This is a genomic window from Mesomycoplasma dispar, from assembly GCF_000941075.1.
GTDB classification, from domain to species: Bacteria; Bacillota_I; Bacilli_A; order Mycoplasmatales; family Metamycoplasmataceae; genus Mesomycoplasma; species Mesomycoplasma dispar.
This window is the reverse complement of sequence record NZ_CP007229.1, coordinates 615,904-641,246: the sequence shown is the minus strand read 5'-3', so window position 1 is coordinate 641,246 and position 25,343 is coordinate 615,904. Positions and strand designations below refer to the sequence as shown.

The 25,343-nt window shown below is 30.5% G+C and carries 18 protein-coding genes and 1 pseudogene; 4 read left to right on the top strand and 15 right to left on the bottom strand.

Going from position 1 to position 25,343, the window contains the following annotated elements:
• Position 1: 1 nt before the first annotated feature.
• On the bottom strand, positions 2–685 hold the full coding sequence (locus tag MDIS_RS02350; protein WP_144402869.1) for a hypothetical protein: 684 nt from the start codon (positions 683–685) through the stop codon (positions 2–4).
• A 2-nt stretch (positions 686–687) separates the two neighbouring features.
• A complete protein-coding gene (locus MDIS_RS02345; RefSeq protein ID WP_044635478.1) occupies positions 688–1,194 on the bottom strand; it encodes a hypothetical protein in 507 nt (168 codons plus the stop codon).
• Positions 1,195–1,361: 167 nt separating this feature from the next.
• On the opposite strand from MDIS_RS02345, the gene efp reads away from it, so the two are divergent.
• Positions 1,362–1,928 (top strand): elongation factor P, encoded by a 567-nt coding sequence (gene efp / locus MDIS_RS02340; RefSeq protein ID WP_044635477.1) that lies wholly within the window; start codon positions 1,362–1,364, stop codon positions 1,926–1,928.
• A gap of 1 nt (position 1,929) precedes the next feature.
• On the top strand, positions 1,930–3,777 hold the full coding sequence (locus MDIS_RS02335) for a transketolase (RefSeq protein WP_044635476.1): 1,848 nt from the start codon (positions 1,930–1,932) through the stop codon (positions 3,775–3,777).
• 246 nt (positions 3,778–4,023) lie between these two features.
• On the opposite strand, the gene MDIS_RS02330 is transcribed toward MDIS_RS02335, so the two are convergent.
• On the bottom strand, positions 4,024–5,310 hold the full coding sequence (locus MDIS_RS02330) for an IS3 family transposase (RefSeq protein ID WP_044635475.1): 1,287 nt from the start codon (positions 5,308–5,310) through the stop codon (positions 4,024–4,026).
• 122 nt (positions 5,311–5,432) lie between these two features.
• Here MDIS_RS02330 and MDIS_RS02325 point away from each other — a divergent pair, with 122 nt between their 5' ends.
• Together MDIS_RS02325 and mnmA are read left to right on the top strand one after the other, a co-directional pair.
• Entirely contained in the window at positions 5,433–6,305 is an 873-nt protein-coding gene (locus tag MDIS_RS02325) for an MAGa3780 family membrane protein (protein WP_044635474.1), read from the top strand.
• A 39-nt stretch (positions 6,306–6,344) separates the two neighbouring features.
• Entirely contained in the window at positions 6,345–7,466 is a 1,122-nt protein-coding gene (gene mnmA / locus MDIS_RS02320) for a tRNA 2-thiouridine(34) synthase MnmA (RefSeq protein ID WP_044635473.1), read from the top strand.
• 520 nt (positions 7,467–7,986) lie between these two features.
• Here mnmA and MDIS_RS02315 read toward each other — a convergent pair.
• From MDIS_RS02315 to MDIS_RS02260, 12 genes and pseudogenes are all read right to left on the bottom strand, one after another.
• A complete protein-coding gene (locus tag MDIS_RS02315; protein ID WP_044635777.1) occupies positions 7,987–9,213 on the bottom strand; it encodes a YbhB/YbcL family Raf kinase inhibitor-like protein in 1,227 nt (408 codons plus the stop codon).
• Positions 9,214–9,247: 34 nt separating this feature from the next.
• Complete coding sequence (locus MDIS_RS02310) at positions 9,248–11,086, bottom strand: hypothetical protein (protein WP_044635472.1); 1,839 nt, start codon at positions 11,084–11,086, stop codon at positions 9,248–9,250.
• Positions 11,087–11,212: 126 nt separating this feature from the next.
• Positions 11,213–11,737 carry an MPN499 family protein gene (locus MDIS_RS02305; RefSeq protein WP_044635471.1) on the bottom strand — a complete coding sequence of 175 codons (525 nt, stop codon included), beginning with the start codon at positions 11,735–11,737 and terminating at the stop codon, positions 11,213–11,215.
• Entirely contained in the window at positions 11,730–12,617 is an 888-nt protein-coding gene (locus MDIS_RS02300; RefSeq protein ID WP_044635470.1) for a Cof-type HAD-IIB family hydrolase, read from the bottom strand. Before MDIS_RS02300 ends, MDIS_RS02305 begins: the two co-directional genes overlap by 8 nt.
• Complete coding sequence (locus MDIS_RS02295; protein WP_044635469.1) at positions 12,598–13,323, bottom strand: L-ribulose-5-phosphate 4-epimerase; 726 nt, start codon at positions 13,321–13,323, stop codon at positions 12,598–12,600. The genes MDIS_RS02300 and MDIS_RS02295 overlap by 20 nt, the downstream gene beginning before the upstream one ends.
• Entirely contained in the window at positions 13,313–14,203 is an 891-nt protein-coding gene (locus MDIS_RS02290; RefSeq protein WP_044635468.1) for an L-ribulose-5-phosphate 3-epimerase, read from the bottom strand. The genes MDIS_RS02295 and MDIS_RS02290 overlap by 11 nt, the downstream gene beginning before the upstream one ends.
• Entirely contained in the window at positions 14,178–14,846 is a 669-nt protein-coding gene (locus MDIS_RS02285) for a 3-keto-L-gulonate-6-phosphate decarboxylase UlaD (protein WP_044635467.1), read from the bottom strand. Before MDIS_RS02285 ends, MDIS_RS02290 begins: the two co-directional genes overlap by 26 nt.
• A gap of 128 nt (positions 14,847–14,974) precedes the next feature.
• Entirely contained in the window at positions 14,975–17,155 is a 2,181-nt protein-coding gene (locus MDIS_RS02280) for a putative immunoglobulin-blocking virulence protein (RefSeq protein ID WP_044635466.1), read from the bottom strand.
• A gap of 218 nt (positions 17,156–17,373) precedes the next feature.
• Positions 17,374–19,566, bottom strand: a complete 2,193-nt coding sequence (locus tag MDIS_RS02275; protein ID WP_044635465.1) for a putative immunoglobulin-blocking virulence protein — start codon at positions 19,564–19,566, stop codon at positions 17,374–17,376.
• A 61-nt stretch (positions 19,567–19,627) separates the two neighbouring features.
• A complete protein-coding gene (locus tag MDIS_RS02270) occupies positions 19,628–21,397 on the bottom strand; it encodes an LppA-related lipoprotein (RefSeq protein WP_129640147.1) in 1,770 nt (589 codons plus the stop codon).
• A 308-nt stretch (positions 21,398–21,705) separates the two neighbouring features.
• Positions 21,706–23,640: pseudogene (locus tag MDIS_RS03960) on the bottom strand (Mhp366/Mhp367 family surface (lipo)protein); the annotation flags it as partial.
• A gap of 265 nt (positions 23,641–23,905) precedes the next feature.
• Positions 23,906–25,279, bottom strand: a complete 1,374-nt coding sequence (locus MDIS_RS02260) for a M17 family metallopeptidase (RefSeq protein ID WP_044635463.1) — start codon at positions 25,277–25,279, stop codon at positions 23,906–23,908.
• Between the last annotated feature and the right edge of the window lie 64 nt (positions 25,280–25,343).

The window sequence follows — 25,343 nt, the reverse complement described above, 5'->3', positions numbered from 1 at the left end:
TTTATCGACCTTTCTCATTTTTTAAAACGGTGACAAAATCCTTATATAGAAATTGATAAGAAGTAGTTGTGGTATCAGATTCTTGGAGATGTGAGCCTCAAATTAAAAAGTAGTATAAATTAATCAATTCATCAGTTTTTAGCTTTCAAAGATAAAAATATTTTCTAAGAATTATAAAACTAAGTGGATAATAATCATTTTTACTATGTAAATTACCACTTTTTCGTGGTATTTTCGTCTCTGGAAGCTCAAAATTTTCATAGTCTTCATCAAAAAAGTAGTTATCGCCTACAACAAAATTAAAATTTTTAATCTTTTCTTCAAATTTTATCAGTAATTTTTTTCTAACAGACAATCGAAAATAGATAAATAATGGTAGGAAAATTGTTTGAAATGTGAGTAAAACAAAAGATTCAGGGTGTATAAACAAAAAGATTTTTGGATGATATATGTAGATTTTGTATAAAATGAAAAAAGTAATTTCCGATAGAACTATCAAGGAAATGATTATTGTTAAAATTTTGATTTTTAATTTATTTTTTGAAATTATTTCTTTTGCTTTTTCATACCCCAATAAAAAAATTTGGTTAATTTCAAGTTTTTCTTTTTCTTCTAGTTTTAGAAAAAATTTAAAAACTTTACGGAAATAAAAGTTAATTAAAAATTTGTGTCCTAAAAATTTCAAAATTATTGAGATATTAAAAAAAATCAATAAAATGAAGAAACCAAACTCCATAAACCGAATATGAAATAACTGATCGAAAATTTTAAATTCCTGTTCACTCACGGATTTACTTCCTTGTTCTTTTTTACCTCTTTTTTGAATTCAAGAGCAATTTTTTTAACATCCTTTTGGAATAATTTTAAATGCTGATCGTTGATATTTTCTATTAATTTTTCTTTTTGTTCTTTTGTTAATTGGTCTTTTAAATTTGTTTTTTCAACAAATTTTGTTAAAAGTTTAATAAAATCTTCTTTTGAAATTTGTTTAGATAATTTTGTTGCAGAGATCTTTTTATCAACAATTTGTTCACTAATTTTGTTAAGTTCTGCAAAATCTTCAGTTTGAATATTATTAATGAATTCAGAAATTTGCTGGTTAATTTCAAGACTGCTATGATTATTAGTGGCAGCAGCGCTCACAACATTAGAAACTGATGTGATATAATTTATATTTAATAAAATTTTTTTCACTTTCCCTTATGTAATATTTTATTACATTATAGACTAAAAAACAATAAAACCATAATTTTTTCTTTTTTAAAAACAAATTTAGTGCTTATATTTCTCTTCCTAATTTCTTAATTTATGCTATAATTTATGAATGTTTTATTACTTTGGCCAATGAAAAGGGAGGTGAAATGATTAATGTTAATGAATTTCGTCCCGGAATTACGTTTGAATTTGAGAAAGAAATTTATGTTGTAATTTCAGCTCAGCATTCAAAACAAGGTCGCGGTCAGGCAAATTTAAAAGCTAAAGTTAAAAATTTGCGTACCGGTGCGATCACAATTAAAACTTTTTCTGGTGGCGAAAGAGTTGAAAAAGCTCATATTGAGAAAATTTCGATGTCATTTCTTTATAATGATGGCGCAAACATTGTGTTAATGGATGACAACACTTATGAGCAAGTAGCAATTGAGAATACAAAAATTAGTTGGGAATTAAACTTTTTAGTCGAAGGTACAAAAGTAAAATTACGGAAATTTAACGACGAAATTCTTGATATTGAACTTCCACCGAAAATTGAACTTAAAATTGCATCAACTTTTGATGCCGTTAAGGGAAATACGACCACAAACCCATCAAAAAGAGCAACATTAGAAACTGGATATGAAATCGATGTGCCAATGTTTATCAAAGAGGGTGAAAGTGTAATTATTTCAACAGAGGACGGAAAATACGTATCGCGGGGGGATAAAAACTAAAATGGTAAAAAAAAATATCGATGAAATAGTAGTAAATTCCTTAAAAATGCACGGTGTTGCCGCTGTTAATAAGGCAAATTCTGGTCATCCTGGAGTAATTTTATCTGCTGCTAAAATGGTTTATGCGCTTTATCGCGACCATATGAATTTTGATGTCAGCGATCCTAATTGAATCAACCGTGATCGTTTTATTTTATCAGCAGGTCATGCATCTGGACTTTTATATTCCTTATTATATAGTTTAGGTTTGTTAGCGCAAGAAGATCTTGAAAATTTCCGTCAGTTAGGATCAAAAACTCCAGGTCATCCCGAATATGGACATACACTTGGAGTTGAAGCAACAACAGGTCCACTTGGTCAGGGTGTTGCGATGGGAGTTGGAATCGCTTTGGCACAAGCGCATTTGAACTCTAAATTTAAAGAAATCGACCATTATACCTATGTTTTATGTGGTGATGGCGATTTGCAAGAGGGTATTTCTTATGAAGCGCTTTCGCTTGCGGGGCATTTAAATTTAAAAAATTTCATCGTCCTTTATGATTCAAACGATGTTCAACTTGATTCACCACTTGATGTTGTTTTTAGCGAAAATGTCCAAAAACGAATTGAATCGCAAGGTTTATTCTACCAATTAGTTCAAGAAAATGATGTAAATTTAATTTCAGAAGCAATTTCGCGAGCAAAAGCAGCAAATAAACCAAGTTTTATTGAAATTAAAACAATAATTGGCGAAGGAAGTAGCAAGGAAAAAACCAGCGATGTCCACGGCGCTCCGCTTGGGGAAGACATTCTTACTTTGAAAAAAAATCTTGGCTGAGAAAATAGTGATTTCTATCTTGGAAATGAAGTCAAAGAACATTGAAAAAACACATTAGGAAATAGAACTTTTGAGAAAAAAAAGAACTTTAAACTTTCTAATGAACTCGCTGAATTTCTGAAAAAAGGTGAGAATATTGATTTTAAAATTGACTTAGATCTTGCCAAAAATCAAGCAACTAGAAATAGTTCTGGAAAAATTTTAGACTATATTTCCCAACATCTTCCTTATTGAATCGGTGGTTCTGCTGATTTATCAGTTTCAACAAAAGCCAAAGGTTCTGATGGAATTTTTAGTAGCAAAAATTACCAAGGGCGAAATTTAATGTTTGGTGTACGTGAATTTGCGATGGCTTCAATCGCCAACGGAATCGCCTTACATTCAGTTTTACGACCTTTTGTTTCAACTTTTTTTGTTTTTGCCGATTATTTAAAACCAGCACTTAGATTATCAGCGATTATGAAATTACCTGTAAGTTACATTTTTAGTCACGATTCTTTAATGGTTGGTGAAGATGGACCGACTCACGAACCAGTAGAGCAACTTGCAATGTTAAGATCTGTGCCAAACCTTGGAGTTTATCGTCCAGGGGATGAAAACGAACTTAAAAGCGCTTATGAGCTTGCGCTAACAAAAAAAGACCAACCAAGTGCGATAATTTTATCCCGTCAGAACATTAAATCTTTTGATTCATGCAAAAAAGGCTTTAAAAACGGTGCTTATTTGGTTCGAAAAACTAATTCACAATGAGCAATTATTGCAACTGGATCCGAACTTGGTCTAGCTGATGAAATTGCTAAAAATTTAGATCTTAATTTAATTTCTTTATCAAATTGGCAAAATACACCAATTTGAGATCCAAATTTTGCAATTTCATTAGAATTAGCAACAACTTTTGGTTGAAAAGTTCACGCAAAATATAATTTTGGACATGATGACTTCGGTTTTTCCGCTCCTGGTGATCAAATATTAGAAAAAATTGGTTTTACAACTGAAAAATTAGTTGAAAAAATTAAAAAAATAATTGTTTAGTAACAAATTTATTCAAAAAAATAAAAAAGCGCAATAAAAAACTAAAAAAGAAGTGAATTTTGCTTCTTTTTTAGTTTTTTAGAACTGTTAATTAAGAAAAAACACGGAAATTGCTGTTTTAGTTACGATACTTTGGCTGCAAACGGAATTAAAAGTAAAAATTGTTAGTAAAAAATCTAAGTTAGTATAGGAAAATGAGACACATCATTATTTTTAATTATTTTTAAAACAAATTTTTATTATTTTTTATTCTCCAAAATTGTGAAAATTTTTTTGAGCACCAAATTGTTCAAAATGAGAATTTGGACTCAAATATGAAAGGCAACTTTGCACTCTAGTTTTATTGTATCATTTAACAAATGAGCTGATTTTTTGATGGGCATCTTCAAGGTTTTCAAAAATTTTACCCTCAACATTCAAGTATTCTCTTTGTAAAATAGCATAAAAGTATTCAATCGGGCGGTTTGCAAGCGCGTTTCCTTTTGGCGACATTGATTGTTGAATGTTGTTTTCTTTTAAAAATTGAGCAAATCGGTGGTTAGCATATTCAACTCCATGATCTGAATGGAAAAATTTAGGTGTAATTTTGTGTTTTTTGATTGTTTCTTTTACTAATTTTATTGTTTCTTCTGAAAATCTAGTCTTGGAAATTGAAAAATTTAGCAAATAATTAGATTTTGTTTCAATTATTGAATGCAAAAAATAAAAATCATCGCCAATTCTTATAAATTTAATATCAGCAAATCATTTTTCACCAAAATTTTTAGATTCAAATTGTCCTTTGATATGATCTTCGGCTCAAATCCGCGAAAATTTAGCTTCTTTTGGCGCATTTTTACTTTGTTTTTTGTAAGCAATCGATTTTATCCCTAAATGTTCATAGTGTTTTTGAAAAACATATGTGCTTATATTATTTCCTTGATTTTTGTATACATTATACAAATTATCTCGACCTTTTACTTTTCTGTTAAAATTAAAACTTTCAAGAATTCAATCAAGTAATTCTTTACTGTATACCATTTCTTTTGGTGATTTTTTCACCTTTATTTTGCGATAAATCGATGTGCGATTAACTTTTAAAACGCTGCAAAGTCTTGTTGAATTTTCGATTTGATCCTTATCTTTTTCTGCTTCTTGTTTTCGCTTTTTAAGTTCGTCCATTACAATTGCAGGATCAATCCCGTATCTTCTAAGGACGTTTTCCATTATTTCTTGATAAATTCCGCGGTCATTTTCCGAAAGATCGTTAATTGTGTATTGTTTTTTTGACTTACGTGGTGATTTATTTTTACCACGTGTGCTAATTAATCCGTTCATACCATAATTATAATACTTTTTTTGTCAGTTTCGAATTAAATTATTCGCATATGTCTGTAAAAAACCCTCTTTTTGCGATTTTTTATTAACTGATTTATTTTTATAAATTTCACGAAACTCGTTTGCAAAATGTATAGTCGCACTTTTGAATCCTTGCGATTCAGCGATTTTGATATATTTGATTTTTTCATTAATTGAAAATTTATTTTGTTTCATAAAAAAACACACCTCTCTTGGTGTGTCTCATTTTTTTCTACTAATTTATGTTAGTAAAAAATCATTTTTTTTCAATTTTAAAAAATTTTTGTTATATAATATAAGATTAATATTTTGGTACTATGATTGAAAATAATAACTCGTTTTTGTCAACAAAACTTGATCATTTTTCTGCTTGGAAGAGAGAGCGAAAAACTGCGCTTGTTTTTTCATTAATTATTCTTGCAATTACAATCTCACTCATCGGTTATTCGATGATTAGAAATCGCCAAGAATTTGTTGTTGATAAATTTTATTTCATTAGTTTTAGCAATTATTTTCAAAATTTTAGCGCTTTTTTTTATCTCACCTACCAATCAAATTTAATTTATGGACTTGTTTTATTTAGTTTCGTCTTAAACGCAACTGAACGGAAATTTCAAATTTTATTCGTTTTTACAGTGATTTTAACCATCGTTTTAATAATTTTTTGAACCGTAATCGCCTGAAATTTGAATATGAGTTTTGTTGTTTTTCTAACAACATCAACGGTTCACCTAATTCATCCCGTTTTTGCAATTCTTGTCCTTTTTTGATTCCGCAAGGAATTTCCAGTTAATAAATTAGGGCTTAGTTTTGGTGTTATTTATTCAATTTGTTATTATTTATTTTGCCTACTTTTATATTTTTTCACAATTAGACAATGAATTGCTCCTGAGTTTAAAAAAACTGAAATTGAAGCTGAAAAAAATATTGTCTTTTTCTATACTGGACTTACAATTTATCCTTTTCTAAATTTTTTACACCCGTTTTTTTATTCAGGTGGGAATAATACAATTGTGATTTTGCTAAATCTATTTATGGCTTTTTCGGTTGTTTTTCTTCCATATTGACTTTCGCTTTTTTATATTAATGTTTTTGGGATAAAGTCAATTAATTGAAGTATTTTCCGTGAAATTAAAACATTATTCAAACGTTTTACAAGTTTTTTCTGAATTACAAAACCAAAAAAATAAGAAAAAGAAACAATAAAATAAGAGATTTTGGAGAAAAAAGTGGCAAAAATAGTTGTTGGTCTTTCAGGCGGAGTCGATTCTGCAATTACTGCTTATCTTTTAAAAAAAGAAGGTCATCAAGTAATCGCCGTTTTTATGCGAAATTGGGATTCAAATTTAAATAATGACTTTCTAGGTCAAAAAAATTCAGAAAATCATAACATTTGCCCACAAGAGCAAGACTGAAACGATGCAAAAACAGTGGCAAAACAACTTGAAATTCCTATTTTTCGCGTTGATTTTATTAAAGAATATTGGGATGAAGTTTTTAGCGACTTAATTGCCAAATACCAAAGTGGACTAACACCAAATCCTGATATTTTATGCAATAAAAACATAAAATTTAAGCATTTTCTAAATTATGCACTAGAAACTCACCAAGCCGATTTTATCGCGATGGGTCATTATGCAAAAGCGATTAAGGGAAACTTGTATGCTGGAATTGATAGTTCAAAAGACCAAAGTTATTTTCTTGCACAACTTTCAAAATCTCAACTTGAAAAAACAATTTTTCCTTTAGGTTTTTACCAAAAAACCGAAATCAGAAAAATTGCCGAAAAATTAGGGTTAATTAATGCTAAAAAGAAAGACTCAACTGGCATTTGTTTTATCGGTGAGCGTAAATTTACCGATTTTTTACAAAATTATATTCCTGCACAACCTGGAAATATTGTTGATATTGCCACAAAAAAAGTTCTTGGAAAACATATTGGAATTATGTATTTTACCATTGGACAGCGTAAAGGTTTTGGACTTAACGGAATGAAAGAACCTTATTTTGTTGTCGGTCATAATCTCAAAGAAAAAATTTTATATGTAAGTGCGGCAAGTGATAAAAAATGACTTGAATCAGATCAACTTTTAGCAATTAATGCTAATTTTTTAGTACAAGACATAGAAAATCAAAGTAATTTAACAGCAAAATTCCGCTATCGCCAAGAAGAAATTCCCGTCAAAATCAAAGTAATTGATAAAAACTCGTTTTGAGTTTATTATCAAAATCATAGCGCAATTACGCCAGGGCAACAAGTTGTTATTTATAATAACCAAACTCAAGTTGTGCTTGCTGGTGAAATTAAAGAGATCTATCGCGATGGACAAAAACTTGATTATTTAAGTTAAAATCAATGATTTTAAACACTTTTTTTAAACTAATTTTGTTAAATTAATTTAAAAAAAGTGCGGTTATAACCGATAATTTTGCCCTTAATTGTTTTTCCTGAGTTTCCCAGTTACAAACGCTTAATTATAAAAGACCTCCTAATTTAGGTGATCTTTTTAGAACTTAACGTTATTTCATAACAATTTTTTCGACTTATAACCCGGATTTTTGTCAAACATTACTAGCAAAATACATTTCTAGTCGCTTTTTATTTTTGATTAGAGGTTATTATGCATTTACAAATCAGGTTTTTTACTATAAAACTAAAAAAGAACAACTTTTTTAACATTTTTATTATTAAAATAATTACATCATAATTGTTATGAAAGGTTAGTACTTTTTTCTTATTATTTTTTAAAACAAATCCTTATTTGTTAGTGTTTTTTGATATTTACAAATTAATTATACCACTAACTGGGAAACTCAGGATTATTTAAGTTAAAATCAATGATTTTAAACACTTTTTTTAAACTAATTTTGTTAAATTAATTTAAAAAAAGTGCGGTTATAACCGATAATTTTGCCCTTAATTGTTTTTAGTACATCAAAAGAATTAAGTGGTTTTGGTGAACTGCGTCCAATTTCACTTCAGTCAATTAATGTATTAAGCCCGAAAATTTCGATTTGGTATTTTCCTTGCCCGTTTGTGAGCCCTGGAAGGTAAACTAGTCCGTATTTTGCCTTAATAAATTCAAATTTTTCGGTTGAATCAACACCAACTTTTGTTGCAATTGCCGTTGCACAAAACGATGCAAAACTGTTTTGAATCGGAAATTCGCTTTCAAAAAGGTCGAAATTATTTTTCCCTGCTGCTAAAATCGTTTTATAATCATTTTGATCTTTGATAATGCCGACACGAACTCAGGAATTAAGACCGACACCGAGCGAGTAATTCTCGGCAAAACTGGAAATTATCACAACATATTCCTTAATTTTTTCCGATTCGGAATAAATTGTAAGGTCGAAATTACGGGCACTAAAAAAAGGGCTAGCACCTTGTTTACCTAAAAACTCAAGATCTAAAAGATGATAGTCACCATTTCTTGGGCTTAATGCATTTGAACTGAAGTTAATTGGCTGAAAATCAAGGAAAAAATTCTGCTGATCTTTTGGTAAAGCTGCATTTAGTTCGGATTTACTGATCTCTTTTTTTGCTAGCAAATTATTTTCCATCTTTCCATGCGAACGGTATAAAAAGGAACTTATTCCATAATCAATTACATGATTTTTGATTAATTCAAGAAAATCATCATAAAAAAGTCGTTTATCTTTCAATTCATCAGGAATTATATTTTCAACATCAAGGGCAAAAACTTCGAGACGATAATTATGATCTTCAACTGGTGGCAGAGGCCCAAAATAAACACCATCAGGATGCTCGCGATAAAACGCATCAAGCAAATAACTAGTTGCATATTTCGTCATTGAATTTTCAAATTGATACATTTTATCTTGTCGCGAGAAAGAATCATCCCATTTAATCTTATTTTTTTTAATGTTTGCTGCAACTCAATGGATAAAAATAAAACCTAACTCGGCAGTTGCTTCATAATCAATTAAAGTAATCGCATAAGATTTAGCACCTTTAACTTTATCCCATTTTATGGGAAAATTGACGGAATTAGGGTACTTTTTTCCTAAATTACCATTTCCAAATTGGGTGTCTAAAACACCATTTTTGACATCAGGGATATAAATTTTGATCATAATTCTAATAAAAAAAGTTAATTTTTTGCTTCATTTATTCAAGATTTTCTGGATTGATTATGAGAAATTGTTGCTGTATTTGACCAGCTTGGATAAATTGATTGTATTTATCATAAAGTGATAAAGATTCTAAATTATTTTCTAGATCGATCGGTTGATATGGTAAAAGTTTACCTTTTGTTAAAAAACCGTTAATATCGATATGTCTTTCTACATAAAAAAGATTAGGATTATTAGGGTCTTGTTTTTTCATTTCTGCTTCTAATTCTAGCAAACTTGCGCTATAAAGCCCGCCTCTTGAGAAATTGTTTGAATTATCAAAAGGTCATTTTTGAATTTTATCAGTAAATTTGTATTTACTAATGTCATCAACAAAACCAATTTGTTCTTCCTGTTCTTCATTATCATCAGGTTTTGGTTGAGGGCCTTGAACTTTTGGTTCTTCAGGTTTAGGAGGTTCTGATTGATTTTGTTGATTTTCATTTTGTTGATTATTTATGTTTTTTAATTGTTTTGAGCTAGCAAAAAGTTGTGCCATTGATTCAAATTTTTGATTTACTGGACTTTTTTCGCTAGTTTTCTTATCTTTTTCCACATTTTGTTGTTTTTTTTCCGAATTTCCCTGTTGTGATTGCGCAGAATTCCTGTTTTGCTCATCTTTTTTACCGTCTTCGGAATTAGAATCGGTATTTTGATCAATTATTCAATAAAGTCTATAAAGTACGTTTTTAATCTTATTTGTCGATTTATCGACAAAAGTTTTATCATCAATTAGGAAAAATGGTCTTGGTTGAACTTTGTATTTTCGACCGTCTTTACCAATTATCGTATATTTTTCTAGTTTTTGAGTAAGTTCTAATTTTTTCTTAAAATTTTTATCACCTAATATTGGCAAATCTCAATCTAATTCTTTGCCTGTTTGACTTTCTATTCTTGATGCGATAAGATTTAGAATTTTATAATTATAATTCCATCAATAAGCATTTGGAACTGGCTGGGTTGTTGCTGATAAAATTCCATTTACAATAAACTGAATAGCTGGAATTGGCACTGGAATTGGCCGTCTATATTTTGTTTTTGTTTCTTGTTTTTGTAAAACAGGTTTGATTTGACCTTTATCTTTGCCATCGTTTTTTTGACTATCAGATGTTTTAGGTGGTTTTTCTGTATTAGGTGGGGTTTTTGACTCAGAATCTGTAGGTGGAGGCGCTGGAACTGGCGGCATAGCAGGAGGGAAACTAGGGGGAATCGGGATTCGCGGCGGATATTCTGGTTCATTAGCAGAATTTTTTATAAAAAATTTAGCAAAAGCGTTAATAGTTTTATAAAATAAATAATTTTGATCTAGTTCCGGATTTTTAATTGAAAAACCAGAACCATATCTTAAAGGCACAAAATCGGGCGTTGCTTTTAAATCGGTAGATTCTAAATATTTTTTCTGTGATTCTTTTCATTTTTCGAAAAATTCACTAGCTGATAAATAGGAAGTTCCTGTATAAAACTTTTTAACTATTTCAGGAAATTTTGGGTCTTTTGCAATTGCACTTATTTTTTTTAGGATAACATCTTTAGGTTCGTTTTGTAAAAAACGCTGAAAATTAGGTTCATTTGGTTTTTTAGGTTTATTAGCGTCTGCCGGAGTTTTACCAAATTCATTAATAAGGGTTGAGAAATTATAACTAGCAATATCGTTTTGCTCGATTGCTAGCGGCATATTCAGAATTTCTTTTAGTAATTGGTATTTTTCTGTTGCCTCTGAATTTGAAAAAACCCTTTTATTTAGGTCTTCTTTTTCCTTTTCAATACAGGAAATAAAAAGAAGAGGCAGGCTAATTGAAGATAGAATTAGTGAATTTTTAAAAAATTTTTTCATTATATTTAAACCTGACTACATATTAAAAACAAAATTTATTTCAATACAAAATAAAACTAAAATTAACTAATAATTAGTTTTTTTAGTTTTAATATTTTTACTAAATGATACCACATTTTTCTAATTTTACTGCGGTTTTTGCTCATAAACTTCTTTATAGCCGTTTCTCCTTCAAAAAAATCCAATAAATTCTTGGCTAATTTGGTTTTTTTGAGCATACTCTCTTTGATAATCGACCATTTTTTTGTAATAATTTTTTGAAAAAAACGGAATAATTCCATCATAAATTAGTTGTAATGAGCGCTTATCAAGGATAATTTTACAATTTTCAATTGGAAAAAAAACAAAAAAACCATCATCAGGCTTTTTTTTAACCGCATTTGGATCAAGCCGAAAGTCAATCTCGCGCAATTTTAAGGCAATATTAAAATTATAAAAATTATGGTCACCGTTAAAACTAAAAATTATTTCTTTATGAAGAAAATCGTTGTGAATAACTATTTCTTCTAAAGTTTTACCTTTTTTAATAACATACCCAGTTAGTCTAGGAGATAAAATTTTTCAAAATTTTGGTACTAATCAATAACCATCGGAAAAATGGTTGATTTTCACTTTTTGAAAACGACTTAGAAAACTTACTAAATTATTCATAATATTTTTTAAAAAAGTCAGCAATTCCGTCTTGATCGTTTGATTTAGTAACAAAAGTTGCTTTTTCTTGCACTTCTGAATGCGACTGACCCATTGCAACTGAAAATTTAGCTACTGCGAACATTGAAAGATCATTTTTGGCATCGCCAAATGCTAAAGTTTTTTCTAGATCAACATTATAATTTTTTTCAAAAAATTTCAGTCCTTCGCCTTTATTTGAACCAGAAATCATGATGTCAATAACCGCAGATTGCGACTGAACTAAATAAATATTAGCAATTTTTTCTAACTCAGAAATAGCTAATTGAAATAATTCAGGGTCGCTATCACGTTTGATTAGTAAAAATTTGACGATCTCAAGGTTGTTAATTTCTGTTTGTTCAAGATCTTGATATTCATAAAAGGTAAGTGGTAATTTTTCGATTTCAGAGAAATTTTCATTTTGCTTTCGCAAATAGGAAAATCAAAGACAATTTTTATTTTTTTCGCTAAAAGCGAGCATATTAGTTGTTGTATAAATCAGAAAAATTACTTTATATTTTACAAGGATTTGAAAAATTTTTTCAACTTGACTAGGAGCAAAACTTTTACTAAAAACAACAGAATTATTTTTATAATCATAAATGAGCGAACCGTTGCAACTAATAATAGGAAAATCGGGTTTTAGTTGAAAATAATACTTTTTTATAAAATATCACGGTCTACCAGAACAAAAAATAATTTTTTTATTTTTTTGCTGTAATTTAGTAATTATATCGACTGTTTTTGGACTAACTTGGTGCTCTGATGTTAATAAAGTACCGTCTAAATCAAAAACAAAGTTTTTTATTTGCGCCAATTCCGCTTTTTGTGGTATAATTTTATTGCTTTTTTTGTCCATAATATGCTGTCTCGCCGTGTTTACGGTCATAATGTTTTTTTTGCAAAACTGGATTTGCTTGGTTTTGCAAAGGGTTAATTAATTTGGTATAAAGAGCCATTTTCGCTACTTCTTCGAAAGTCATCGCTAATTTAACAGCATCTTCGGCTGATTTATTCGACCAACAAAAAGGTCCGTGTTCTTTGACTAAAACTGCTGGAGTTGCAATGAAATCAAGTTTATTTTTGGCAAAATGATCAAGAATTACAATTCCAGTATTATGTTCGTATTCGCCATTTATTTGCTCGTCACTTAAGGAATCAGTGCAAGGAATTGAACCAAAAAAATTATCGGCATGCGTTGTTCCAAGGGCGGGAATTTCTTTACCAGCTTGTGCTCAGGCGACTGTAAAAGGTGAATGAGTGTGTACGATCGCTTTAATTCGTGAATCGGCTTTATAAATTAATGAGTGTGTGGGAGTATCGCTTGAGGGATTTAGATCGGATTCAAGGACATTATTTTCTAGGTCGACAGCAACCATATCCGAAAATTGCATTTTTTCATACGGAATTCCGCTTGGTTTGATTACATAATAACTGCGATCTTTACTAATTGCTGAAACATTTCCTCAAGTATGAAGCGCTAATTTTGAATTATATAATAAAAGGTTTGCTTCTAAAACGGCTTTTTGTAGTGAAACAAGTTCGTTTTGATCTTTAATTTTCATTTGCTAACCTCAACTGTTGACTAAAAAATGCACGTGCTTTTTCGATAATTTCAACTTGCTTTGCAAAATTTTCTAGAAATGGCGCATCTAATCTGAAATCTTCAGGTTTGTGTCACATTTCAATTACAAAAGGAACATTAATTTTTGCTTTTAAAATATATTTAAAAGCACTAACAAAATCAACATCGCCTTGACCAAAGTCAAGATTTTTAAAAGTATTTGGCAGTGTATCTTTGAAATGAAAAGCAACAATTTCGCTTTTTCCCAGTTTAATTTCTGCTTCTAAATCATTAGAAAAACGCGATAAATTTCCAAGATCGGGGTATAAAAATACGCCCCCGCCGATCGATTTTTGTAGGTATAACAATCTTGAAATTGTTCCAGCAAATTTTGTATCCATTGATTCAAAAGCAATAATTATACTATATTTTTTTGCTAAAGCAACAATTTTTTTCATTGTTTCAATGAAAAAAATTTCAGAATTTGGGTGTTCTTGCTCATAATAGATATCGTATGCCGCTAGCTGAATGATGGAAATTCCTAATTTTTTTGCTAAAATTAAGGCTTTTTCCATAATTTCAACAGCTTTTTCCCGTACCTTTATATCAGCGGCACCAAAAGGAAATTTGCGGTGCAAAGAAAGACAAAGTGAATTTATATAAAAATCATTTTCGAATAAAGCATCACGAATTTCCTTGATTTTTTCATTAGAAAAATCAAGTCGAGCAGCAAATTCATCAGTTTCATCAACTGACATTTCGATAAAATTAAAACCTGCTTTTTTGGCGATTTTAATTTTATCGACAAATGAAAAACGTTTATCAATCGCTTTTTCGTAGATACCAACGAAAAAATTAGCTCCAGTATTTTTTAAATTCATCTTTGAATTCCTTTGCTTTTGCTTCTGGGTTTTCAGCATCACGAATTGAACGACCAGCAATGAAAATATAAATTGGAATACCTTTGAATAATTTAATATCCTCAACTTCAACCCCGCCAGTAATTGTGACTTTAAATCCGTGATCAGCGAGTTTTTTGACAATATCAATATCTTTTTGCGCTCATTTTACCCCAGAGGCTTGTGAATCACGCGGACGGTGTCAGACGACTTGGGGAACTGCTACTTTTTTCCAATCCTGAACTTGTTCTCAGGTAAAATTATTTGTCATTTCGACTTGAATTTCGGTAGTATCACCGTTTTTTTGGTAATATTTTTGCGATAAATTAACTAAATCCTTAATAGTTGGTGTCTCAGCTGCACAAATTACAGTCGTAAAATCTGCCCCTGCTTCGAAAAACATTTTTCCAAAAATGTTACCAGCATCAGCGATTTTCCCATCAGCAACAATTATTTTATCTGGAAAAGCCTCACGAAGTTCCGAAATTGCTTTTTTCCCTTCAGAAGCTAATAAAATTGTACCAACTTCAATAATATCAATATATTTTTCAACTTTTTTTGCAGAAGCAATCGCCTCTTCAATACTTTGATTGTCAAGTGCGATTTGTAAAAGTGGAACTGCCATAATTTTTCTCCTTTTGGTTTAGTTAATATTATACAATAATAATGGTCTTTTTTTACTAAATAATGGTAAAAAACCCGAAAATTTAATTAGTAATTTTTCGGGTTTTTTGATGAAAACTATAAAAAAGTTTAGCTTGAACTAGTTGAAGTTTTAACTTCTATTGTTTTATTATAATAAGAAGAAATTTGTTTCTTAATTTCTTCAGTTTCAACTTCTATTTTTGCAAAAGGATAACCGCGACCAACGGCTTCGATAAACACTTTCAATTGTTTTTTAGCATCTTCGGTTAGAGAAGAACCTGTTAATTTTAAGGTCACATTTTGTTGATTTTGGCCAGCTGAACGGAAATAAATGTATGGTTTAGGTCTTAAATCTCGCTCTGGTGGTTTGATTTCTGGTTCGATTCCGCTTAATCTTTTTGAATAATTTGATTTATCAAAATCATCGGCTGAAACCGTAAAAGTGTGTGAGTTTGAAGTTGTACCACCAGATCCATTTTTATCAACGGAAAAATAAAGATGCGTGAATTTTAGAACTTTAAATCCTTCATAATCATCAGCGGCATACTTATCTTCTTTTCAATTTTTAACGTTTTCGTTAAAAATATTGTCGATTTCATCGAATTTTATTTGCTTAATCGTTTTAATATCAGTATCACTGAAGTCTAAATTCGGAGGATATCCGCCTTTTCCACCTTGACGTCCTTGAAATGGACGCTGGTAGATTTTAGAACCAAAAGCAACTTTCAAACCTTCGGTGATTTTGTCAGCATTATCGCCTGAATCTCATCTTAGTGTATCAAATAAAATTGAACCAGGAATTTTTTCGTTAGGATTTTGTTTTTGGAAAGTTGCAGGATTATTATAGTCAAAACTAATGTAGTCAACATTTTTTACCGCATTTGGATTAATTGACCAATTTTCATCGATGGCAAGATCGTTTGAATATAACTCAAGTTCTTTTAGTTTTTTATTCTCAATTGCGCGAAGACCCTTAATTGCATTTTTACTTTCTAAAAATAGTGTTAATTTTTGCACCTTTTCAGGAAGAGCACGAAGAATTTTATCTATATTTTGGTTTTTATTTTTATCCCCAACATTTTTTAAAACAACAGCATCGATTTTTCCGTTAGTTTTTGCTAGAAATTCCTGGAATTTATTAAAGGCATTTTCATCATTTGCATCAAGGGAAACCGCGGTAATTTTTGACTTTGATGACTTATTAGGGTTTTTATCATTTGGGGTATATTCAAAAACTTTAATTGAACCGTTTCCGGAGCCACTGCTTCCCGTAATTTCTTCAATCGCTTTTTTAAATTCTTCATTTGAAGTCGATACATCTTGTTTTGTTCAGCCTTCAAATTCTTGGGTTGCAATTCCATGTGGCGATCTTGGCGCTCATCCCGGAATGTTTAGAACACGATTCTCGTTTCTTTTACGATAGGTTCCATTTTTTCCAGTTACTGGGTTGTCATCAGGGTTTACAAACCCTCAAACATTATGGTTTTCTTTTGTTGGTAGCATTCCGCGAGCGATCGATTTTCGATCTAATTCAGTAAATCGAGGACCACGCGCTTTTTCTTCTTCTAAAACTTTAAGATAATCTTCTTCGCGTTTTTTTCAATTATTTGCTTCCCAAATTTTTGCTTTAAATCCTTCTTTTACTTTTTCAGGAGTTGTTTTTTCTCCGTAAGTGTAAAGTTTTAAACTTGCTGGGTCATTAATTCGGCGCTCTAATTCGGCGATTTCGGCTTCATATTGTTTAATTTTTGATCTAGTTGAACTAATTTGACTACCAACCCCGGTATATCAAGCTCTACTTGCGGCATCTAGTTGACCTTGTGATAAAACTGTTGATGAGTTTTGAGAATTAACTTTTGGTGTTGTTTCGGATCGGCTAAATGTAGGAGAAGATGCTCTTGTTGAAGGGCGCGGAGCAGAAATTGGCACAGTTGATTCGACGACAGTTGAAGGTTTTTTAGTAATTTCTGGTTTTGTTTCAGGCTTAGAAACTAATGGTTTTTCCTCAATTTTTGGCACTTGAATTTCAGGGACTGTTTTTTTAACTTTTTTAGGTTCAGGTTGTTTTAATGGATCGAATTTTGCATTTGTTACTGGAGAATTATACCCAGTATCATTAGGTCGATTTTTAGAAATTGTTGACGGTGCTTTTGGTGAATAGGAAATTAAAACCGGTTTTCAACTGTAATTAGTTAATGTTTCGTTAATCGAAAAAGACAAACCAACTGCAAAAGCAGTTGCGACAACACCGATAATCATTTTCTTTCGTCTTGATAAATATAAAACCATAATTTCAACCTTTCCTATAAAAATTAAAAAACAAAAATCAAAAATTTTATAATTAAAGGATTAATTAATTAGTTTTTTGATTTTTGTTTTCAATATTATACAGCAATTATAAAATAAATTTTTAAAAATAAAAATTTATTTTATCTTACTTAAAAATAATACAATATTTATAAATAATAATTATATATAATAGCGAATCTAAAAAAGAGATTGAAAAATTAAGAAGATTTAGTTTCAACTGGCAAACCTTCAAGCGAATTGCCAAGTTGCCCAATTAAATTAGAATCGACAACTATTTTTGCAAAAGCATTCGTTTGTTTTGCCGCTTTAAGAAAATGTTCTAAATCGGCTTTTGCTTCAGCAGAAAAAGTTCCTGAAATTTCAAGTGTTGCTCCCTGAACTTGTTTGCCATCTTTGTCTTTTATATAAATTTTTGAAAATTCATAGGGCCCAAAATTAAGTCTTTTTGTAATTTGACCATCAAAGTCATCGAGTTTTACAGTATATTTTTTCTCTGATGCTGTTCCAGAAGTCGAACTATCAGAATCAATTCCAAAAGAAACTTCGTTGAATTTTATAAAATAATTTGCTTGTTGTTTTTCGCCGGTATCGGTTTCTCATTCTGATATTTGACGGTTAAATTCGCTATTTACTTCATCAAATTTTATACCTTTGAAAGTTTTTTGACTTGTTTTACTAAAATCTAAATTTGGTGGATAGCCACCGCGACCGCCAAAAACACCTTGGAAAACACGTTGGTTAATTTTTGAGCCAAAAGCAATTTTTAGTCCTTCGTTAATTTTGTCCGGAGTACTTTGTTCGCTTGATCAAGTTAGTGTGTCAAAAGGAATTGATCCAGGCAGTTTTGCACTTGGATTATAAAGATTGATTTTTGATTTATCAATATAATCTCATTTAATAAAATCAACATTTTTAAGACCATTAGGATTAATTGCCCAATTTCCGGTGTCTTTTTGTTTGTTAGAATAAAGTGATAATTCAGTAAGTTTATGATTTTCCAGTTTAGAAAGTGCTAAAAGACCTTCGGCATCTTCAACAAAAAGCCGAAGCGAAATAATTTTAGGCGGTAGTTTTGAGATAATTTCTTCAATTGTTTTAATGTTTTTACCCTCAACATTTTGCAGTACAACTTCTTTTAAATCTTGTTGTTTTTCGGCTAATTGTTGAAGAACAGAAGAAAATTTTTGCAGTGCACTTGGATCGCTTGAATCAAGAACAAGCGAAGTAAAAGAATCATAATTACCAGAAACAGTTGTCGTGTTTGTAACATTTTTCTTATATTGAATTAATTTAATTCCTGAAGTAACGCCAGATTTCTCAAGCGCGGATTTAAATTCTCCATCAGTTATATGTGAACTTGGATCGCCAATTCCACCACTTCATCCTTCTCGTTTAAGTCCGCTTAAAACTGTCGAGTCTTGATTTGCTCAAGGGCTTTCATAAGGGGCGACTCCTTTTGCATTATTTGCTTTTATAGCATGTTTTACATGGTTATTTCTTGGTTCTCATCCATCTGATTTTGGATCGGGGGTATAACCTTTTTCAAGTAAATCAATTTCTTCAGAGGTTAGCTGACCTTGTTTTAATCTTGCAAGACGTTTATTATAATAATCAAGATCTCATTCTTTACGCTTTTTTTCATATTCTTCATCACGAATTTTCTGATCATATGCTTCATTTCAGGCGGCTAAATCTTGATTTTTATGTCAATAAACGGACTTTTCTCTTTCATTTTTTTGTCTATTTAATTCTTGGATTCTGTCATTAATGCTTTTTAAATTAGAAGTTGATGTTCCTATATTTGCTTGCGTCCTTGCGATCAAAGCTCGAATCGCGCTTCCGTATTTTCCATCAGGACTTACGCTTTGATAGGTTTCTTGTTTTGGTGAAGGCGGGGTAAAACTTGGTCGACTTACTTGAGTTTGTGGCACAGGACGGGGAATCGTTCTTATTGTCGTAGTTCTAACAGTTTGTTTCGGTTTTGCCGGGGTTGGAATTTTGATAGGACTAACAATTGGAGAACTAATTTTTGGTTTGGAACGAGGATTATTTTGTGGAACCGGGTTGACAATTTTTTTAACAGTTGGAACATCAGGGGTATAAACTGGTTTTTTAACTTCAATTTTTGGTCCAGGGCTTGGTTTTGGTGCTTCAGGTAAATTTTTTTTCGGTGGGGGAGCAATATAATCAGTATTTGCTACCGGCGAAAAATTAGTATCGTTAGGTCGATTTTTCAAAATCGTTGAAGGTGCAACTGTTGAGTATTGAATTTCTCTTGTTTCTAAAATATGACCAAAATAAGCGCTTGAAGCTCAAGCAGTAGAAACAACAACCGCAGCGGCTAGTGAAATACTGACAAATTTCTTTCGCTTAGATAAATAGAGAACCATTTTTTTTCCTTTAAATTTTTAGTAAAACAAATTATAACCTAATTGCCCAACTATTAAAAGTTTATTTTAGAAAATGATCAAGGGGAATTTCGCCCTTAATTTTCTTCTTTTTAAAATCCGCAAATTGTAAAGAGTCATCCTGTGAAGTTAAAGTCGAATTATTTGCTAAATTTGCATATTCTAAATCAAAACTATAGATTAATTTTTTATCTTTTAGTTCAAGGTTGACTTTTTTATAACCTTCATTAGAAATCATTTCCGCTCATTTTAGCGAAATAATTTGTGGATAAGGAAAAAAACTGTTGTTTTTAATGTGATCTTTAACTAAAAATTCTTTTAAAAGCACATCAGCGTCTGAATTTTTGATTTTAAAATACAAACTTTCAAAAATAATTTTAGCAATTTGACCTTTTTGTAATTCGGTTAACTCCTGATCTTGCCCTTCTTCTTTTAAAATTTTTTTCTCACGAATTTGCGGTCAAACTTTATGTTGGTCAACCTCAAAGTCAAAATCAGAATCGTTACTTTTCTTTAAATCGTTAAAAGTGAATTCTTGAGCATTGTTAATTTCGTTAGTTTGCTCTTCTGACTTTGTCATTTGTGCTTTAATTTTCAGCATCCCATTTTCATCATCGGGGGTTGCGCTAATAATTTTAAAGGATCATTTTTGTGGATCAACAACAGATTTTATTCCTAAAAACTCATCTTTTAAACCAACAGAAAGTGAAACTTGGCTAAATGCGGCATTAAAATTAGCAAAAAGTGGTGAATTAAACACGGTTTCTTTGTTAGAATTTGCAAGCGCATATGCTAAAATTGACGGGCTAATTTTACTAAAAATTGGTGATAAAGTTTTTTGATACAATTCTGCATTAGTTTCTTCAATTTTTTGTGCATCTTCTAAATTTCAAAAGAGAGTTACATTTTTCGTTAATTTTACAGGTGAATCCTTTTTAGAAACAGAAAGTTCGACGTTTTCGAGTCTTCTTTCATTTGTTTCGCGGTTATTGTCGACAGTTTTAACATTATTAAAATTAAAAGTTATTGTATTTTTGTTGTCATCAAAATTTTCAATTTTTTTGATAAAATTTTCATAATGAAAAGTTGGTGAATTTTGCTTAAAATGATAAAGAACTGTTGCAACATTATTTGATCGTTTTTTTTCGTATTCTGCAATTTCCAGTGCATCCGGAATTTTGCTAAGAACAGCATCTAATTGCTTTTTCTCTTCTAAAATTTGGCGATTTGCTTTTAGAGCAACTTCTTGTTTTTCAAGTTCGTTTTTTCGTTTCTCTTCTTGAATTTGCATTAACTTTTCGCGCTCTTTTAGCAATTTTTCTTCTTGGTCCTTTTTTTGTTTTTCAATTTCTTGCTTTTCTTTTTCTAGTTTTACCTTTTCTTCTTGATGGTCAATTTGGTTTTCAGTTAGGGTCGAATTATTATTTAATTCTTCAATTTTTTTATTAATTTCACTTTCTTTTTCTTCGATTTCCTTTGTGGCAGATTCAACTTTGGCAATATCGTCAGTTTGTTTTTTTTCTTTATTAATTAGTTTGATTGTCTGAATTTCGAGAGTATTTTTCTGTTCTTCGAGAAAAGGGATTGAATTTAGAGATTGAGTGGTTGAACTAGAACTTGTTTTTTGATCATCAATTTTCCCGGGGGCCTTTTCACTTCCAACTTTATTTTCGCTATTTTTATCATCTCCATTTGTTTGTGGAGTTTTATCACCGAGATTTTGCTTTTCACCACAAGCAGCGGCAAGAAAAAACACTGGAACAAGTGAAGAAATAATTCCAAAAAACCAGGTTTTACGAACCTTTATTTTCATAATTATACCCCCTAAATAAAAATACTTTTTATACTTTAATTATAGCATATAAATTCGTTCTTCTTAAGAAGTGACGATATTTACGGCTAATTAAATAAAAGTAATCGAAAATTTTAGTAATATTATTTGAAAGTGCGACTTAATGAAACTTCAGGATTATTAGTGCGACTTATTTTTTCTAGTTCTACTTTTATATTATCAAACTGATTTTTTTCAGCTCCAGGATTACTTATCGCTGAATTTTCAGTACTAATATTAGTGGAATCTGTATTCTGATTTTCTTTTGTTAATTCAGAGTTTTTTTCTAATTTATCTTTGTAATAAAATTTTTTAATTTCACTAACTAAATCTAATTTATTATTACGGAATAAAATTCCGGTAGTGAGATGTCCAGTTAGGTTGTTTTGGTCATAATATAATTTTTTCTGATCTTTTCCGAGCAAAATCATTTGGTTCATAAAAACCAGTTCACCTTTTGTGTTAAAAACACCACTTCCTGATGCGCCTGGTCCGTTAGTAGTGAAGAAATTTGGAGTACCGTTATTTATATAAACACCTTTGAACATATTTTTAGCTAAAGCGAATTGCGGTCAAAAACTACCAATTTTTGTAGTGTAGTCGATTTCGCCATCAGTTCAACTTTTTTCGTTAATTTTTAACGGTGGGAATTTTTTAACAACATCCCAAAATTCACTAAAAGTTTTAAATTGTTCTTTAAAATCTAAAATTCCTTTTTCAATTGTTTGTCCGTTTGAAAAGCGGAATGAGTTTAAAAGTCATTCACGGTGTTGGTCATAAAATTTAAGCACATCTTCAATATCTTTGCGGAATTTGCCGTGATCAAAGTAAAATATTGCCATATCTTTGCCGTGATTGTTAAAATTTTCAGCAACTCTAAAATATTTTTTATGAAAATCAACACTAAATTTACGCATTATTTCTGGTGTTGCTGAACCTATGTAAATATAATGTTGTCTCGGAATTGAATTGGTTTTTTGTTTTTGAATTTCAGTAATTTTTTTATCGTATTCTGATTTAACTCAAAGTAAACTTAAAATTCCTGAATATCCAAGCGATGCAAGATCATTTGCCTTTTCGTTGTAGTAAAAACGCATAAATGGATATGTCATTTTTTCTCAAAATGGTGTATTTTCAACGTATAAAACGTGTTTATTTGTTAGAAAAACGCTTTCATCAGTTTTAGAATCTAGCAAAATTGCTGTCCCTGTAGTAAATCTTATGTTTCGCTGGAATGTTTCTTTATATCTTTGGTCAGTATAGTCGACTGATTTAAAACCGATATAATTAGGTTTGAAATATCTTCTACGAAAGTTGGAATTAAAATAACTATGATAGGCGTATCTTGCATCATAATTTGAACTAATGTCGTATTGAGATAGTTTGTCAAATAAATAAACATTTAAACCTTCGTTTTTTTCGCCTAAAAAGGAAAAATCGCTTTCTTTTTTAATTGCAGATGAATTTTCAATTATAAACGGTTGGTAAAAACTTTTAATTCTCTGGCCAAAAGTATTTTCTAAACTAATATTTTGTGTTTTTATATTGTTGTCAACTTCACTTAAATAATCAAAGTTGAAATTATTTATTGATCTTTCATTTGCTAGTCTAAACTCGTTTTCGTTAGAAATATCAAAAGTTTGCGGTTTTTCATAACTAAATTTTGGATCAGGCAATAGTGAATTAAGAACTGAAAATGGCAAATTATCAATATGCGATTTTTCTAGAACCGATTTTTCAATAAGATGTTTGATTTCGATTTTTTTCTGTTCTGAATCAATTTGTGAACTTTTTGACTGACTAGCTGAATTTTTTAAGTTTTCAGTTATTGATTTGTCTAATTCTTGCTGTGTTTCGCTGTTGTCTTTTTGATGATTTTCTAGTTCTGAATTTGAAAGTTCTGATTCAGTTGAAGAAGATGAACTTAAAGAGTCATCTCTTTTTAGCATCGGATTGTCAAAGTTGTTAATTTCAGGGGTTGAATTTTGCGCTTCCTTGCTAAAAGGTTTTTTTTCGAGTTCTAAAAAATCACCTTTGTTTTCTGGTGCTATTTTTGACTGAATTTCGTTTTGACTTTTTTTATCGTTATTAGGTTTTTCTTCAATTTGAATTGTTTGTTTTGGTTTTTTAATATTATCATCAATGCCAAAAAAACCGCAAGAAATGAATGCAAGCGGCAAGAAAAACAAATAGGACAACCAACCAAAGAACTTTTTCAACTTCATCACGCTGCCCCCTTGATTTTGACAACCTTTTAAGGAAATTATACCATCAAAGTTTCCAAGCTAGAAATTTTTTCTAGTTTAATTCTAGTTTATGTTTTTAACTAGTTGGTTTTCAAGACGGTATATATTATAAATAAGCAATTTTTCAGTTTTTTAAAACAAAAAAAGCCAGTTAAGGCTTTTTTTGTGATTATTTTTAACCATTTTTATTAAATTATGATAAAAATGGTGATAGTGTAAATAATGAAAAAAATTTCAAATTTTTCTATTTAGCCAAAATGTATTCAACTAAAGTTTTAACCATAACTCCGGTTGGCAGATTTTTTACAAAAGCAGTTGATGCGATATCAAAATGGATGAATGGTTTGTCTTCGACAAATTCGGATATAAACATTGCCGCTGATGAAGAACCGGCTTTCCCGGAAAAATCGGTATTTTTAAGATCAGCAACTTTTGAATCACGGATATTTTGGGCAAAATCAAGGTGTAATGGCATTCTTCAAAGCATTTCACCCGCTTCTTTTGCTGCTTCGTTAAAGTTTTTCCAAATTTTTTCATCATTAGCAAAAACACCGGTGAAAGTTTCGCCAAGGGCAACACGAATTGCCCCTGTTAGGGTTGCAACGGTAACAATTTCAGTTGCATTTTCCTCTCTAATTGCATAAGTGATTGCATCTGCTAAAACTAAACGACCTTCGGCGTCGGTGTTATTAATTTCAACAGTTTTTCCGTTCATCGATCTTCAAACAGCATCGGGAGTGTTTGCATCACCGTCTAAACGGTTATCGGTTATCGGGAGAACGGCAACAACGTTTGCTAAAGGATTAAATCTTGCAAGCGCATCCATCGCCGCAGCACAAATAATTGCTCCAGACATATCGTATTTCATTTCGTTCATGTAAGTTCCGGTTTTAATATTATAACCACCAGAATCGAAAGTTATCCCTTTTCCAACAAAAGCAGTTTTATATTGACTACCAGGAAGACCTTCATAGGAAATTACGACTAATTTTGCATCGTAGGTTGAACCGCGATTGACTGCTAAAAGCAAATTCATTCCTAATTTACGAATCTCGCTTTCACCTAAAACTTTAACGGTTAGTTTTGGATTTAGCGATATTTTTTTCTGAATTTCACTGGCAAGAAACTCAGAATTACCAATGTTTGGCGGAATGTTTTGATAATAGCGGGCGTAATTGACACTATTATTAATTATTTGGTGTTTGTCAATAACTGATTTTAACTCGTCTAAATAATTAGAAACAACAAGAATATCACGATATTTTGCACGAGTTTTTGCATAATCGGCTTTTAAGGAAAAAATATCCGAACGAACAAAAGCAACAACTTCAATTAAATAACGGAGAAAATTATTAGGAAACTTATCATAATCAATCTGAATATCACGCGGATAATTTGCTAATTTTGCCGCGATTTTTCGCAAACGATTTGGTGTAAATTCTTTTTGTCGCAAACCCAAATTAATGAAGGCTTTTCTTTGACCAAGGTACTCTGTAATCGCTAATTCTTCCTTTAATAACATCGGGATTTGCGAGTCAGAATAAGCAGGTTCGATTATTATTTTGTTAGTCTCAAATTTATTAGAATACTTAATAAAAATTTCAGAAAAATTTTTCATTATATTTTATTACACCTTAATGAATCATTTGATAGCAATATATAAGTGGAAATTATAACACAAA